Raw genomic sequence first — 13,783 nt, forward strand, 5'->3', positions numbered from 1 at the left:
TGTAGATAAATCAACTCTGTGCAGCGAATGCGAATACCACAGAGCAGCAAACAAAGTGATGATAAAACCTGCTTATTCCCTATGGTAGAGACAAGATTGCATCACAAGCATTCATTTATGCAGCTTGATAATCCGCACTGAATGTGTCGTGTTACGCTGGATACGGGTTATAGCAATGCAAATCGCTAATAAGGCCTGCCCATGAAAAATGATTAATTAGCGCTGCTATTAATCATTTATAACTACCGCTTTTCGATCCCCATAAGCTCAAACATATGGAAGGATAGATAACCACTCGTATAAATGTGACTGATTTGCTTATTCTGTAATTGAGCAATAAGGGCCTCGGCATAATTCAAAGCAACATCTGCTTTGATAGTTTCTCTTCCAACAACTTTATCTGAGGTAAACGCCGGGCAGGTAGTGTTAAAAAAATCATCTTCAAAAAATTTCATTTTCTAAATCCATTAGAATAAAAATAAAGATAATCAGAAGTAATGAGGAAAAAATGTGCGTTATATGAAAGGCTTCACATAACAAAACACATCGCGCCTATATCCAAAAAACGGCCCATCATAGTCACAATTCGAAATTTTTAAAGTTGCATTAATGCTTCACAACAATGCAGAAATACTTATAATTTTATGGTGCTGTTTATGATATGGCTTATGAGTTTTGATAATTTTTTAGCCACGTTGAAGATATCCGTTTAGTTAAAAATAACATGGAGCAGTGGATGAACTGGGATGATGTTCGCTTTTTCCTCGCATTAGCGAGACAAAAAACGTTGCGGGGTGCCTCAAAATCGTTGAACGTCGATCAGGCGACAGTCGGGCGCCGTATCGCCGCGTTCGAAAGCGCGCTCAGTTCCCGGTTATTTATACGTACGCCCCGCGCTTTTATGCTGAGCGAGTTTGGCGAACAGGTGATGGCAGAAGCCAGTGCTATGGAAAGCGCTATGCAGGCGATGAGTCGTAAAGCCGCCTGCGGCGATAGCATCCCTGCAGGTAACGTTCGCATCGCCAGCACAGACACACTCGCCACTGTGTTTGTCATACCTGCCATTCAGCGCCTGCGCGAACAATACCCGGATATCACCGTAACCTTATTGACCGGAATAGGCTTCTCCGATATCTCTTACCGTAGTGTGGATATAGCCATTCGTGGTGCCCGACCCGATTCTGAAGAGTTAATAGTTAAACGACTAGCGACCATTGATATGGGGCTTTACGCCAGCCAGCGTTATTTTGATCGGCTCGGAGAACCGCAGCAAGAAAGCGGATTGACTGATCATCAACTGGTCATGTTTCCGGCAGACATGGTGCCTCGTCATCGACAAAACCTGTGTGGCTTTGCAGTAAACAGCCAGCAAGTCGTGCTGGAATGTAATACACAACTGCTGATGCAATCCGCTATTAAACGCGGGATTGGCATCGGCCTGCTTTCGACATTTTTAGCTAACTGCGATCCGCAATTAATCCCGGTATTTCCTGAAAAGCGCGACCCGGTTGATATCTGGCTGGTGCTCCATCCGGATCTGCAAAAAGTCGCACGTATCAGGGCAGTGATTACGGCGCTGGAGCAGTGCTTTGCGGAAGAAACCAGGTTAAAAGAAATTTAGCAGACCTTGCGGTTTCAGTAGCTGAGGAAAACCACCCAACCTACTTAACCGCCGCCACCGGCAAATCCGTTACCCGCGTAGTATAGGCAGGTGACAGCATCTCGCGCTTCATCGCCCAGGCCTTGTTGATCCCCTGCCCGGCAAACCAGAGTTTGCCGCTGCCGCTTTTGTTAATCTTATCGATCAGCGTCATCAGCTCTTCGCTATTGCGGCGTGGCTGATGTTCGTCAAACAGATCAAGCTGGGCCACGCCATGGCTGAAAAAATCTCCCAGTACGATGCCCGCTTTCATGTAGCGATGCCCCTCAATCCAGATGTTATCCAGACACGCCATCGCAACGCCGACAATGTCGCGCGTGTCCTGCGTCGGGATCAGCAACTGACCGGTAGACTGATTACCATAAAAGGGTTCATCCGTAGCATGGGGGCTGGTACGCACAAAGACCCCTACCTGACGGCAATATTGATTGTCACGACGTAGTTTCTCTGCCGCACGTTCAGCATAGGCGCAGACGGCTTCGCGCATCTGGTCGTAGCTGGAAATACGGCTGCCGAACGAACGCGAACACATGATCTGCTGTTTATCCGGTATCACCGACTCCAGCTCCAGGCAGGATTCACCACGCAGCTCTCTGACGGTACGTTCCAGCACTACGCTGAACTGTTTGCGAATAGACTCGGTGCTTTGGCAGGCCAGATCTTTCGCCGTCGTAATGCCCATGGCGTTGAGCCGCTTGCCGATACGGTGACCGACACCCCAGACCTCAGCCACATCGACGAGGGCCAGTAGCTTTTTCTGCCGTTCGGGATCCGACAGATCGACAATGCCGCCGGTTTTGCTCCACTTTTTGGCCGCAAAATTCGCCAGTTTGGCCAGCGTTTTGGTCTGTGCAATGCCAACGCCCACCGTCAGATGGGTCTCTTTGCGTATCCGCTCTCTGACCTGGTGACCAAAGCTCTCCAGCGCCATACAGTTCTGCACGCCGGTGAGATCCATAAAGGCCTCATCGATCGAGTAGATCTCCACCGACGGCGCCATCTCTTCCAGAATCGTCATCACCCGAAGGCTCATGTCGGCGTAAAGCGCGTAATTTGAGCTGAAAACCTGTACATTGTGATGGGTCAGCGCTTCGCGCATTTTGAAATAGGGCGCGCCCATTTTGATGCCGGCTTTCTTCGCCTCGGCGCTGCGCGCAATCACACAGCCGTCGTTGTTCGATAGCACGACGACGGGCTTGCCTTTAAGGTCAGGCCGGAAAACGGTTTCGCACGACGCATAAAAGCAGTTCACATCCACCAGCGCGAACATGCTCAATGTGTCGCTTTAATCACAAACGTCACTACGCCAAACACCTCCAGCGCATCTTCGGTCTGGATAGCGATCGGTTTAAATTTGGTGTTCATCGGCATCAGTTGCAGGCAGGGATGAAGCTGAAGACGTTTAACGGTGAATTCACCGTCGACGGCAGCGACCACGATATCGCCGTGTGAGGCGGTGAGCGAGCTGTCGACGACCAGCATGTCACCATCATTGATGCCCGCCTCAATCATTGATTCACCGCTGACCCGCACAAAATAGGTGGCGCTGGGATGCTGAACCATGAGCGCATTGAGATCGATACGTTGTTCGACATAATCCTGCGCCGGTGAGGGAAATCCACACGGCACACGTTCGATATAAAGCGGTAAAGACATGACGGCGCGGACGTCCGCAGGTTTAATGAATTCCACAATTTCACTCCTTTTTCAGATTACTGTATATAAATACAGTAATAGCTAATCCCCCTTTTAATCAAGTGACGTGGACCCCTTTTACGCGAAGAGATTGATGGTAATGCACTTTTTTTTAACCGTTTTTCTCTTACTGGTGTGAGAATAAACGGAAACAGGTTACTTTCGCCGCACTGCGGTAATAGTCTCGCTTTTTACTTACAGTCACGCCTCTTATAAATTAATCCGCCGATTATTTTGACTTAAGGAAAATCCGACAACGACTCTCTGGCATGGGGTGAGGTTTGAATATTTAGCGCGGGCTGGTTATTCTGCCTTTTTAAAGCATGGAGGGGTTATGGCAGACGACGATCGCATCAAACATCTGGAAGAGGCAGTCGCACAGTTAACCGTTGAGACGACGGTATTAAAAGCGATACTCGGTCAGCAAATTGCACTGAATAATCTCAATTACAAAGGGAAGTTTGACGATGTACTGGCGGCGCTGGCGAAAGAATATGCCGAACGCGGTCTGGAGGAAGGTAATAATCAGGCCATCCATGATGCCCTGCGTGAATATATTAAATATGAACCGCCCGCAATGGAATAAGCAAACGCTGGGCAACGTTCGCTTGCCGACGACGTTATCGGCTCCTGAACGCTGCCCTTCCCTGATCGGCCTGCTTCAGCAGCCGTTTCAGGCGAAGCGGTCAGAGATTAAGGCTGGCTGTCACTCTCCAGCGCATCCTGAATCGCATCGGCCAGATTACCAATTTCATTCGCCACAGCCTGCAGGTCCCAGGAGGTTTTTGAGCCGGTTGCCGACGTAGAAGCGCTGACGGACTCCTTTGCCACTGACAGCGCGGCCGCCACAGCAACTGAACGTTTATGTTGTTCCTGAGTCACGCCCGCAGGCGGAATCGCGAAATAGTCGTGAACCATGATCATTTCCTTGTGATGAATAAGAGGCCACCTTAGCTTTCTGCATCAGGCGTGGGAAGTGAATTATGCAGCCTGTGCCGTCAGAAGCACAAGATTGCAGCAGCCTGCCACCGCACTCTGACACTGCTCTCCATTTGTGGTGTAAAAAGCTGTACAGCTTTTGCTAAAATTCTCCTGAAAAACCGTTTTCACCCCGTCAGACAATCCGGGTAAAAAACGCAGAAACGGCCGCCTCAAAAAAACCCGCCTGACAAAAAAACTCATAACTTATTGTATTAGTTTAATTAAATAAAAAAATCGCATTCAGCGCACTTTACCACGGCTTATACCAGGCTAAAAAAATGAAATATTCTGTCAAAGTTTCTTGTACAACTTTTAAATTGCTGTATAACTTTATCTCGTGATGTTAAATCACTTGTAACGAGGTGCTTTGCACCGCATCTGAAGGTGTTGTGGATTTCCACCTTCAGATGCAATTTTTTTGCGTCAGCCGGCAACCGGCTATCAACCGACGCACACTCCCCAATTCTTTATGAGGCCTGACATGCAAACAACAATGAATACAGAGTCTCAGATTTCTGATTACTTTATGAACTCTGGCGCCGCGATGACGACAGAAAAACAGGTTATCGCTGCGGTTCACGCTGAACTCGCCCATTCAAAAGCCCATGTCTCAGATAAAGACATTGTGCTGGGCCTGATTCATCGCCTGGAGAGCGAGCGTGACGTAGTTAAGCAGGATATTTACCGTCAGGCTCTGGAACACGTTTTGCAACGTGCAACGGCCACCAGTGAAAGCTGAATTGTTAAACAGCTATAGCGGAAGTGAGGATGCTTTCCCGTACTGAATCAGCCCCTTTTAATGGGGGCTTTTTTATCTCTTCTGCACTGAGTCATATGTCACTTTCTCATCGTTGATATTGCCTGTCCTGTCGTACCAGATATAGCTCCGAAAATGACCTATTTCCCCGCTTTTTTTACCGTAAATTCCGATTAATTGCTCTCGTTTCGCTTTATTTATCCGATATCTGTGTCCAGGCTTTTCCTGCATCTACTGCAAACACAGGCGAGGAAAATAGCTATGTTTCATCATTCATCAAAACTTCAATTCCCGGTTCGTGTAGAGAAGCCCGACCCAGAGTTTGCCATGCTGTTACAGCAAGCCATCGGCGGCGTCGAAGGTGAGATTCGTGTAGCGATGCAATACTTTTTCCAGGCGATGGGCGCGCGAGGTGATGCGCGGATTCGGGATCTGCTGATCTCCACCGCCACCGAAGAGCTGAGTCATATCGAAATGCTGGGCTACGCTGTGGCGCTGAACCTTGAAGGCGCACCGCTCTCTTACCAGGAAGCATCAGCCAAAGACCCGGTGGTTAATGCCATTCTGGGCGGCATGAACCCACGCCATATTCTCTCTTCCGGTCTGGCCGCGATGCCGGTAAACGCCAACGGCATGCCGTTCGACATGAGCCACATCTACGCGTCCGGCAACGTGGCCGCCGATATGCTGGCTAATGTCACCGCAGAAGCCACCGGTCGTGTTCTGGCGACCCGCCTCTACAACATGACCGAAGACAAAGGCATGAAGGATTTCCTCTCCTTCCTGATTGCCCGTGACACCATGCACCAGCAGCAGTGGCTGGCGGTGATCGAAGAGATGGGCGGATTGAACGCGTCGCTGCCGATCCCCAACAGCTTCCCGCAGGAACATGAAGCGCAGGAGCACGCTTACTACTGCCTGAATACCTCGCTGGATAAACCGCTGCCGAAAGGTCGCTGGAGCAGTGGTCCAGCTTACGATGGTCATGGTCAGTTCAGCGCGAAACAGCAGCCCGATATTCTGGGTGATGAACCGATACTCGGCAATGCCCGTCCCGGTTCCGGTGCACAGTCAGAACAGATCGATGGCGTCACACCACCAAAACCTTAATCCCTCGCCTGTCAGGGTCCAATGCCCTGACAGGGTTGATCCCTTTTTACGGAGGAAAAGTCATGTCATCCACTCAGCGTCCACTCCCCCCTTTTGCCGCGCAGCAGCAGACGTGGCCAGGCAGTACTGCCGCGATGCAGCCACAGCCCGATCACGGCGAAGAGAGCTATCAGGGTTCCGGCCGTCTGGCGGGTAAAAAAGCGATTATTACCGGCGGGGATTCTGGCATTGGCCGGGCCGTGGCCATTGCCTTTGCCCGGGAAGGTGCCGATGTGCTGATCTCTTATCTTGATGAGCATGAGGATGCGCAGGACACCGCCCGGCTTGTCGAGGCCGCCGGTCAGAAAGCGCTGCTGGTGCCAGGCGACATCACCGATGCCTCACACTGTAATGCGCTGGTTGATAAAGCCGTTGAAGCCTTTGGTGAGATTAACATTGTGGTCAATAATGCGGCATATCAGATGACACGCGAGTCGCTGGAGGAGATCAGCGACGACGAGTTTGATCGCACCATGAAAACGAATCTTTACGCGATGTTCTACATCACTAAAGCGGCCACAAAGCACATGCCAGCGGGCGGATCGATCATCAACACCGCCTCGATCAATGCCGACCAGCCGAAACCGAAGCTGCTCGCCTACTCCGCGACTAAAGCCGCCATTATTAACTTCTCCGGAGGCGTGGCTGCCCTGCTGGCAGAGAAAGGTATCCGAGCTAATGTGGTCGCGCCCGGTCCTATCTGGACACCGCTAATCCCCTCGACCATGCCGGTTGAACAGGTGAAAAACTTTGGCAGTGAAGTGCCGCTGCAGCGTGCCGGTCAACCTGCTGAGCTGGCACCCACCTACGTGATACTGGCCAGTGACGAAGCCAGCTACATTTCCGGCGCGACTATCGCCGTTACGGGCGGCGTGGCTATTATTTAACGTTCGCCGCTTCCCTGGTCTCTTCGGCCAGGGAATTTCCTATCAGTTTCTGCGCGATCCCCCACTGATAAAGCGGTTCCCGCGCCAGATTCTTCATTTTCACTTCGCACATGATATCGAAATCCTGGAACGACAGTGCCCACGCATTCAGCGTCGGATTAAAGAAGTAGTCGGAGTGCGCCCGCAGTTTGCTTTTGCTCACACCCAGCTGCTGCTGATCGGGCCAGCCCTCCTCCGGAATAATTCCCTCCTGAGAAATCGAATAGTGCAGCACCGGCCGCACACCCCGCCATGAGTCAATGACGCTGGCAACACGCGCGTCATCCGGCTGAATAAACTCACTCTCTTTTACCCAGTGATGGTGAATATCCAGCACCACCGGACCGAGGGGTGCCGCCTGCAGCACATCATCCAGCGAGCAGGAAATCTCATCATTTTCAACCGTCAGCATCCGCCGCGCTTCCGGGCTGAGCTGAGTAAACGCGCGTTTAAAACCGTCGAATCCCGCCCTGCCATTCATATGAATGTTGATTTTAAAATCCTGGAAGGTCTTACCGTAGCCCATGAGACAGGCGCAAAGCGCGTGATACTCCACATCTTCCAGTGCGCGCGTCACCACATCCGGATTATCGGAAGCCAGCACCGTATATTGTCCCGGATGGAATGAGAGCCGGATTTGATGCGTCCGCGCCAGCTCGCCACTGCGGGCAAAGAGTGGATAAAGCTCAGGCAGAAATTCCGCAAAGAGCGGCGTGGCTTCGGGAACCGTATAGAGCGGCAGCAGGTCGCTGCCGATGCGCATCATTCTGAGTGGCGCCGGTAACGTAGCCAGATGCTCCAGTGTCAGGTAGAGATTATTAAGGTTAGTAACGGTAATCTCATGAATCAGCTGATGACGTTCAGCCTGAGGTAAACTCAGAAATCGTTTACGGGTGGTGGCGCGAAACGGGAAAAACTGTTTACCGTCGCTATTGAGATACTTACATGCAAAACCTAATTTCATGTCTGCTCCTGATTTATGCTTATCAGAAGTGTAACAGGCCTCTGGCGACCAGCCAGTCGCGGGCCACAGAGATCGGGGTTAACCATGACAGGGAGAATCACTATGCAGGGTCACGAGATCCAGCGCACCGCTATCGACGCGGCTGAACGGCTGCCCGCCGCCGAATCAGGCTATCCCTTCGGGCCGGAACATCAGGTTTATAAAGTGTGTGGAAAAGTGTTTTTACTGCTGACGGAACTGCGGGGCGTGCCGATTATCACCCTGAAGTGTGAACCGCAGCAGGCAGAGCTGCACAGGGTGATCTATCCCTCGATCACCGCCGGTTATCATATGAATAAACGTCACTGGATCACGGTGTATCCGGGTGACGGCCTCTCACCCGGCCTGATTCAGCAACTGGTTGAAGAGTCGTATCAGCGAGTGGTGCGCGGCATCCCCGCCTCACGCCGTCCGGCCTGGGTGGGATAAAGGCAGTGACAGCGCGTCACAGAAACCCCGCTGTCATCAGCGGGCCATCCGATCCCGGCCCTTCACTTAATGGTGCAGCATCTCTTCCACGACCTGTGGATTTGTCATCTGGTAAGGGTAATAAGTTGGCCAGTTGTCCATTTCAGCCAGCAACGTCTGCTGAGACTGATTACCCATAAAGATGTGGAAGTGAGCAGACTTGCGTGGGCCGATGGTATGATCGCTGAACTGCACATATTTCGGGGCGTTGCTGCTGGCGTCCTGACACTCAAACAGGTAACGCACCCCTTTTTTACCTGAGGTATAGGTCAGGATTTTGTGGCCTGCATAGCGATAGTGGCAGGCGCTGACCCGATCACCGACATGGAACTCCATTACCCCGTTTTCAATACCGATAGTATCGACGTCGGTGGCGTAGCCTTTGCGATAATAAGCTTTAATCTCCTCTGCCGTTTTGCTCTTGTCCTGCTGCGCTTTCTTCTGCCAGACCGGATCCAGCTCGCCGCTTTGCAGCAGCGGATAAACTGACTGCCACAGCCCGTCCCAGTCAGAGAGTGGGCGATCTTTCACGTCGCTGTCAGCAAAAACCCCTTCGGCTGCTTTCTGCTCCATTACTGATAGCGGTTTGCCATGTGTATGCGTGCTATGTGCCAGCGCCTGCTGGCTGATGAGCAGCGCGCCCATGATTCCCATCCATTTACCTGCATGATTCGTCAAAGCCTGATCCTCAGTCAACATTACAAAATGAAATGTTATGATATAACATTTCTAAACTCAATCAGGAATGACACCTCTCCCTATTAATTTTATTTATAGATTTTCACCCTCTCGCGGAATATCACGCAGTCCGGCGAGAGGCGAATCTGACAGGGTTACAAAGCAGGTAGCCAGCATAGCGGGTGCGGGCTGACACGCCGCTAAGCCAGACGGCACAAGGCGTGGATAAGCGAAGCGATAACAGACATTCAGACGTAAGCGTGGTTTTTCTGCCGGACAAAAAAGGGACAGTGACAGCGGTTAAATGGCCGGTTTACCCTCAGTATTGTTCAGGTTGTTCTATATTTAGTGTCGTCGAAAGTAAAATAACAGCTGGAGCATAGATTCATGTCGAAAGAAACAGAGAAGAAACCCCTGAGCGAACACGCCCCCACCACCGGTCCGGAATCATCAGAACCGGGTCTGGGATCGCTGGCACCGAAAGATGGTTCGCATCAGCCCCCAGCCGAACCGACCCCGCCAGGCAAACAGCCCACCGCCCCGGGCAGTCTGAAAGCGCCGCAGACACACAGCGCCAAACTTGACCAGCTTGAAGCCAGCCGTAAAAACGGCACCCATCAGGCCCTCACCACGAACCAGGGCACGCGCATCGCCAATGACCAAAGCTCATTGCTCGCGGGTTCGCGAGGTCCGACGCTGCTGGAAGACTTTATACTGCGTGAGAAAATCACGCATTTTGACCATGAGCGTATCCCGGAGCGTATCGTTCACGCCCGTGGTTCTGCCGCACACGGCTATTTTCAGCCTTACCGCTCACTGAAAGATCTGACCAAAGCGCAGTTCCTGAGCGACCCCGAGCAGACCACGCCGGTGTTCGTGCGTTTCTCCACGGTTCAGGGTGGCGCTGGCTCCGCGGATACCGTACGTGATATCCGCGGTTTCGCCGCCAAGTTCTACACCGAAGAAGGTGTCTTTGACCTGGTCGGTAACAACACGCCGGTATTCTTTATTCAGGATGCCCATAAATTCCCTGACTTTGTGCACGCCGTTAAGCCGGAGCCGCACAATGAAATCCCGCAGGGTCAGAGTGCCCATGACACCTTCTGGGATTACGTCTCTCTTCAGCCGGAAACCATGCACAACGTCATCTGGGCGATGTCTGACCGGGGTATTCCGCGCAGCTATCGCACCATGGAAGGTTTTGGCATTCACACCTTCCGCCTGATCAACGCCGAAGGCAAAGCGACCTTTGTCCGCTTCCACTGGAAGCCGGTGGCCGGTAAAGCTTCGCTGCTGTGGGATGAGTCGCAGAAACTGACCGGTCGCGATCCCGACTTCCATCGCCGCGATCTGTGGGAAGCGATTGAAGCCGGTGATTTCCCGGAATATGAACTGGGTCTGCAGCTAATCCCGGAAGAGGATGAATTCAAATTCGACTTCGATATTCTGGATGCCACCAAGCTGATCCCGGAAGCGCTGGTGCCGGTGGAGATTGTCGGCAAGATGGTGCTGAACCGTAACCCGGATAACTTCTTTGCGGAAACCGAGCAGGTGGCGTTCCACCCGGGCCATATCGTGCCGGGCCTGGATTTCTCCAACGATCCACTGCTGCAGGGCCGTCTGTTCTCCTATACCGACACGCAGATCAGTCGTCTGGGCGGACCGAACTTCCATGAGATCCCGATTAACCGTCCAACCTGCCCGTACCATAACTTCCAGCGTCAGGGCATGCATCGCCAGGACATCGACACCAACCCGGCGAACTACGAGCCAAACTCGATCAACGACAACTGGCCGCGCGAAACGCCACCGGCTGCGAAAGGCGGCGGTTTCGAGAGCTATCAGGAGCGGGTTGAGGGCCACAAAGTGCGCGAGCGCAGCCCGTCATTTGGTGAATATTATTCCCAGCCGCGCCTGTTCTGGAACAGCCAGACAGAAGTCGAACAGCAGCACATCATTGGTGCCTACTCGTTTGAACTGAGTAAAGTGGGCCGTGCCTACATCCGTGAGCGCGTGGTGGATCTTCTGGCGCGTATCGATACTAAACTGGCACAGGGCGTAGCGGATAATCTGGGACTCGCCCTGACCGATGAGCAGCGCAATATCCAGCCTCCTGCGGCGGTGAATGGCCTGACGAAAGATGACAGCCTGAGCCTCTACGCTATCCCGGATGGTGAGATTAAAGGCCGTCAGGTGGCGCTGCTGTTGAGCGATGGTGTGAAGGCGGCGGATGTGCTGGCGATTCTGCAGGCGCTGAAAGCGGAAGGTGTGCACACAAAACTGCTGGCGCCGCATATGGGCCAGGTGCGCGCGGATGACGGTTCTGTGCTGCCGATCGATGCCACCTTCGCCGGCCTGCCGTCTCTGACTTTTGATGCGGTGATGGTGCCGAATGGTAATATTGATGCCCTGCTGTTAAGCGGCGATGCCCGCTACTTCCTGCTGGAAGCCTACAAACACCTCAAGGTGATTGGTCTGGTGGGCGACGCGCGTCGCTTTAAAGCGCAGTTCGGTCTGGAAGATGCCGATCAGGAAGAAGGCATTGTGCAGGGCGACGCGGCGGAGGACGCACTGATGTCTGATTTTACGCAGGCGATGAAAGCGCACCGCGTCTGGTCACGCAGCCAGAAGGCACAGTCCGTTCCTGCCTGATGCGTTAAGTGAATAAAAAACCGCCCCTGGGGGCGGTTTTTTTATGCTGAAACTGTAGCACGGCCGCGTGCGCAGTGATCCGTCAGATATTCCGTTATCAGAAAGTCTGCCAGTTCTCATTGTCTGTCACGGCGACAGGCTGACGTTTGGGCACGGCAATCGCCTTCGCAACCGGTGCGGCGGAGAACGCGGCGTGCATGCTGCCGGTTTTAAAGACCGATACCGTTTTACGCAGGTAGCTCGCCTGCTCTTCCAGTGAGGCAGCAGCAGTCGCAGACTCCTCCACCAGCGCGGCGTTCTGCTGCGTTACACCATCCATCTCAGAAACCGCAATGCAGACCTGCTCAATGCCGCGGGTCTGTTCAGTGGAGGAGGCAGCGATCTCTTCGATCAGCTGCGTCACCCGGCTCACCGACTTCACGATGCTCTCCATGGCGATGCCCGCCTGGGAAGCGTGACCGGCACCGGTTTTAATGCGCTCGGCTGAGCGGTCAATCAATCCACGAATCTCCTGCGCGGCACTGGCGCTGCGTCCGGCCAGCGAGCGTACTTCACCTGCGACAACGGCGAATCCACGCCCCTGCTCACCGGCACGCGCGGCTTCAACCGCAGCGTTCAGCGCCAGAATATTGGTCTGGAAGGCGATGCTGTCGATAATGGCGATAATACCGGCGATCTGATTCGAGCTTTCGCTGATCTGATCCATGTTGGCGATAACGCGGGCAACGGTTTCGCCGCCCTGCAGGGCGGTGGCTGACGCCTCTTTCGACACCGTTGTCGCCTGCTGCGCATTGTCTGCGTTGAGCTTCACCGTTGAGGTGAGCTGCTCCATGCTGGCGGCGGTCTGTTCCAGTGCGGCAGCCTGCTGTTCAGTACGGGAAGAGAGATCGGTGCTGCCAGCGGAAATTTCCGCTGCACCGGTAAAAATAGAGCGGGTCGCGTCATCGACCGAAGTAATGGTCACCACCAGCGCATCGCGCATTTGTTGCAGCTCCTGAATCAGCAGGCCCATCTCATTGCGGCCTTCGTGCTGAATATCAGAGGTTAAATCACCTGCCGAAATGGTGCGCATATGCCCTGTCAGCCTGGCCAGCGGACTAATCAGCAATTTTTGCAGTCCCAACCAGACCGCCACGCCAATCACGCCAGTGATCAGGCTAATCGTCAGCAGCGCCCAGAGCGCATCTGTCAGACTACGCTGGTTATGTTCTGAAGTATCTTTCATCAGCTGGATGTTCACCGCACGCCAGGCCTCATAGGCACTGTCGAGCTGGTCCTGCGCCGCCTGTGCTTCGAGGTTGCCATAGGCCGCGTAATTACCCTGCTTTAAAAAGGTAATTGAGGCCAGCATGGTCTCATGCATCTGCTGATAGGCGGTCTGAACCTGCGCCGACTGCGCTTCGCTCTGCCCCTCTTTGCGTGGCATCGCCTGCCAGGCTTTAAAGTCGGCATCGGCTCTGTCCGCAGACTGGCCCGCCTGCTCCAGCAGCGTGGCGATGGCGGCCAGTGATTTAGGATCCTGCTGGTTTTTCAGGAAACGGATAGCGACGCGGTTGATGGTAACGCGGGTTTTAATCAGGGTTTTCACCGCATCGCTCAGGTGCTGCTGCTGCAGGGTCAGCTGTTCTGCTGCCACGAAGTTTTTGTCGGCGTTTGAGACGCCGTTGTAAAACAGAAATCCGGTCAGGGTCAGTAACGTAATAAAGACGGCAAGCACCGCCAGAATACCGTGGGTTATTTTAAGATTTTTAAGCATGTCTGCAGGCTCATATCAGAGAAGTTAGAGTGGTTATCGGCTGGCTTGAGATTTATCT

The 13,783-nt window shown here is 53.1% G+C and carries 14 protein-coding genes; 7 read left to right on the forward strand and 7 right to left on the reverse strand.

The features are described 5' to 3' along the window. Positions 1-242 precede the first annotated feature (242 nt). Positions 243-455, reverse strand: coding sequence for a hypothetical protein (locus tag IAI47_RS10575; protein WP_008926216.1), 213 nt, complete (start codon positions 453-455; stop codon positions 243-245). 281 nt (positions 456-736) lie between these two features. Here IAI47_RS10575 and IAI47_RS10580 point away from each other — a divergent pair, with 281 nt between their 5' ends. Continuing rightward, the gene (locus IAI47_RS10580; protein WP_008926215.1) at positions 737-1,621 is read left to right on the forward strand and encodes a LysR family transcriptional regulator; all 885 of its coding nucleotides are present in this window, start codon (positions 737-739) and stop codon (positions 1,619-1,621) included. A 40-nt stretch (positions 1,622-1,661) separates the two neighbouring features. Here the strand turns inward: IAI47_RS10580 and umuC are convergent, their stop codons facing one another. Both umuC and umuD read right to left on the reverse strand, forming a co-directional pair. Then, positions 1,662-2,930: a translesion error-prone DNA polymerase V subunit UmuC gene (gene umuC / locus IAI47_RS10585; RefSeq protein ID WP_003848965.1), complete on the reverse strand. Its 1,269-nt coding sequence runs from the start codon at positions 2,928-2,930 to the stop codon at positions 1,662-1,664. Between the two features lie 2 nt (positions 2,931-2,932). Then, entirely contained in the window at positions 2,933-3,352 is a 420-nt protein-coding gene (umuD, locus tag IAI47_RS10590; protein ID WP_003848963.1) for a translesion error-prone DNA polymerase V autoproteolytic subunit, read from the reverse strand. 337 nt (positions 3,353-3,689) lie between these two features. Here umuD and IAI47_RS10595 point away from each other — a divergent pair, with 337 nt between their 5' ends. Further along, positions 3,690-3,941 carry a hypothetical protein gene (locus tag IAI47_RS10595; protein ID WP_003848961.1) on the forward strand — a complete coding sequence of 84 codons (252 nt, stop codon included), beginning with the start codon at positions 3,690-3,692 and terminating at the stop codon, positions 3,939-3,941. A gap of 107 nt (positions 3,942-4,048) precedes the next feature. Here IAI47_RS10595 and IAI47_RS10600 read toward each other — a convergent pair whose 3' ends face one another. Further along, the gene (locus IAI47_RS10600) at positions 4,049-4,273 is read right to left on the reverse strand and encodes a hypothetical protein (RefSeq protein ID WP_003848959.1); all 225 of its coding nucleotides are present in this window, start codon (positions 4,271-4,273) and stop codon (positions 4,049-4,051) included. A gap of 607 nt (positions 4,274-4,880) precedes the next feature. On the opposite strand from IAI47_RS10600, the gene IAI47_RS10605 reads away from it, so the two are divergent. From IAI47_RS10605 to IAI47_RS10615, 3 genes are all read left to right on the forward strand, one after another. Continuing rightward, a complete protein-coding gene (locus IAI47_RS10605) occupies positions 4,881-5,075 on the forward strand; it encodes a biofilm development regulator YmgB/AriR family protein (protein WP_223296455.1) in 195 nt (64 codons plus the stop codon). A 279-nt stretch (positions 5,076-5,354) separates the two neighbouring features. Continuing rightward, positions 5,355-6,203, forward strand: a complete 849-nt coding sequence (locus IAI47_RS10610) for a manganese catalase family protein (RefSeq protein WP_008926213.1) — start codon at positions 5,355-5,357, stop codon at positions 6,201-6,203. 62 nt (positions 6,204-6,265) lie between these two features. Further along, positions 6,266-7,129 (forward strand): glucose 1-dehydrogenase, encoded by an 864-nt coding sequence (locus IAI47_RS10615; RefSeq protein WP_008926212.1) that lies wholly within the window; start codon positions 6,266-6,268, stop codon positions 7,127-7,129. Here the strand turns inward: IAI47_RS10615 and IAI47_RS10620 are convergent. Beyond that, the gene (locus IAI47_RS10620) at positions 7,122-8,132 is read right to left on the reverse strand and encodes a UV damage repair endonuclease (RefSeq protein ID WP_008926211.1); all 1,011 of its coding nucleotides are present in this window, start codon (positions 8,130-8,132) and stop codon (positions 7,122-7,124) included. The genes IAI47_RS10615 and IAI47_RS10620 overlap by 8 nt on opposite strands. Before the next feature lie 102 nt (positions 8,133-8,234). Here IAI47_RS10620 and IAI47_RS10625 point away from each other — a divergent pair, with 102 nt between their 5' ends. Then, positions 8,235-8,600: an MmcQ/YjbR family DNA-binding protein gene (locus IAI47_RS10625; RefSeq protein ID WP_008926210.1), complete on the forward strand. Its 366-nt coding sequence runs from the start codon at positions 8,235-8,237 to the stop codon at positions 8,598-8,600. A gap of 66 nt (positions 8,601-8,666) precedes the next feature. On the opposite strand, the gene zinT is transcribed toward IAI47_RS10625, so the two are convergent. Further along, positions 8,667-9,317 carry a metal-binding protein ZinT gene (zinT, locus tag IAI47_RS10630; RefSeq protein WP_143756070.1) on the reverse strand — a complete coding sequence of 217 codons (651 nt, stop codon included), beginning with the start codon at positions 9,315-9,317 and terminating at the stop codon, positions 8,667-8,669. 387 nt (positions 9,318-9,704) lie between these two features. On the opposite strand from zinT, the gene katE reads away from it, so the two are divergent. Further along, positions 9,705-11,969 carry a catalase HPII gene (gene katE, locus IAI47_RS10635; RefSeq protein ID WP_003848945.1) on the forward strand — a complete coding sequence of 755 codons (2,265 nt, stop codon included), beginning with the start codon at positions 9,705-9,707 and terminating at the stop codon, positions 11,967-11,969. A gap of 97 nt (positions 11,970-12,066) precedes the next feature. Here katE and IAI47_RS10640 read toward each other — a convergent pair whose 3' ends face one another. Continuing rightward, on the reverse strand, positions 12,067-13,725 hold the full coding sequence (locus IAI47_RS10640) for a methyl-accepting chemotaxis protein (protein WP_008926208.1): 1,659 nt from the start codon (positions 13,723-13,725) through the stop codon (positions 12,067-12,069). Positions 13,726-13,783: the final 58 nt, after the last annotated feature.

It is taken from the genome of Pantoea sp. MT58 (assembly GCF_014495885.1).
Lineage (GTDB): Bacteria > Pseudomonadota > Gammaproteobacteria > Enterobacterales > Enterobacteriaceae > Pantoea > Pantoea eucalypti.

What these genes read in the sequence shown, in the direction of transcription:
- umuC (WP_003848965.1), bottom strand. Translation starts at nt 2,930, where the DNA reads ATGTTCGCGCTGGTGGATGTGAACTGCTTTTATGCGTCGTGCGAAACC.
- IAI47_RS10605 (WP_223296455.1), top strand. Translation starts at nt 4,881, where the DNA reads ATGACGACAGAAAAACAGGTTATCGCTGCGGTTCACGCTGAACTCGCC.
- IAI47_RS10595 (WP_003848961.1), top strand. Translation starts at nt 3,690, where the DNA reads ATGGCAGACGACGATCGCATCAAACATCTGGAAGAGGCAGTCGCACAG.
- IAI47_RS10580 (WP_008926215.1), top strand. Translation starts at nt 737, where the DNA reads ATGAACTGGGATGATGTTCGCTTTTTCCTCGCATTAGCGAGACAAAAA.
- IAI47_RS10625 (WP_008926210.1), top strand. Translation starts at nt 8,235, where the DNA reads ATGCAGGGTCACGAGATCCAGCGCACCGCTATCGACGCGGCTGAACGG.
- IAI47_RS10610 (WP_008926213.1), top strand. Translation starts at nt 5,355, where the DNA reads ATGTTTCATCATTCATCAAAACTTCAATTCCCGGTTCGTGTAGAGAAG.
- IAI47_RS10615 (WP_008926212.1), top strand. Translation starts at nt 6,266, where the DNA reads ATGTCATCCACTCAGCGTCCACTCCCCCCTTTTGCCGCGCAGCAGCAG.
- katE (WP_003848945.1), top strand. Translation starts at nt 9,705, where the DNA reads ATGTCGAAAGAAACAGAGAAGAAACCCCTGAGCGAACACGCCCCCACC.
- IAI47_RS10620 (WP_008926211.1), bottom strand. Translation starts at nt 8,132, where the DNA reads ATGAAATTAGGTTTTGCATGTAAGTATCTCAATAGCGACGGTAAACAG.
- IAI47_RS10640 (WP_008926208.1), bottom strand. Translation starts at nt 13,725, where the DNA reads ATGCTTAAAAATCTTAAAATAACCCACGGTATTCTGGCGGTGCTTGCC.
- IAI47_RS10600 (WP_003848959.1), bottom strand. Translation starts at nt 4,273, where the DNA reads ATGGTTCACGACTATTTCGCGATTCCGCCTGCGGGCGTGACTCAGGAA.
- IAI47_RS10575 (WP_008926216.1), bottom strand. Translation starts at nt 455, where the DNA reads ATGAAATTTTTTGAAGATGATTTTTTTAACACTACCTGCCCGGCGTTT.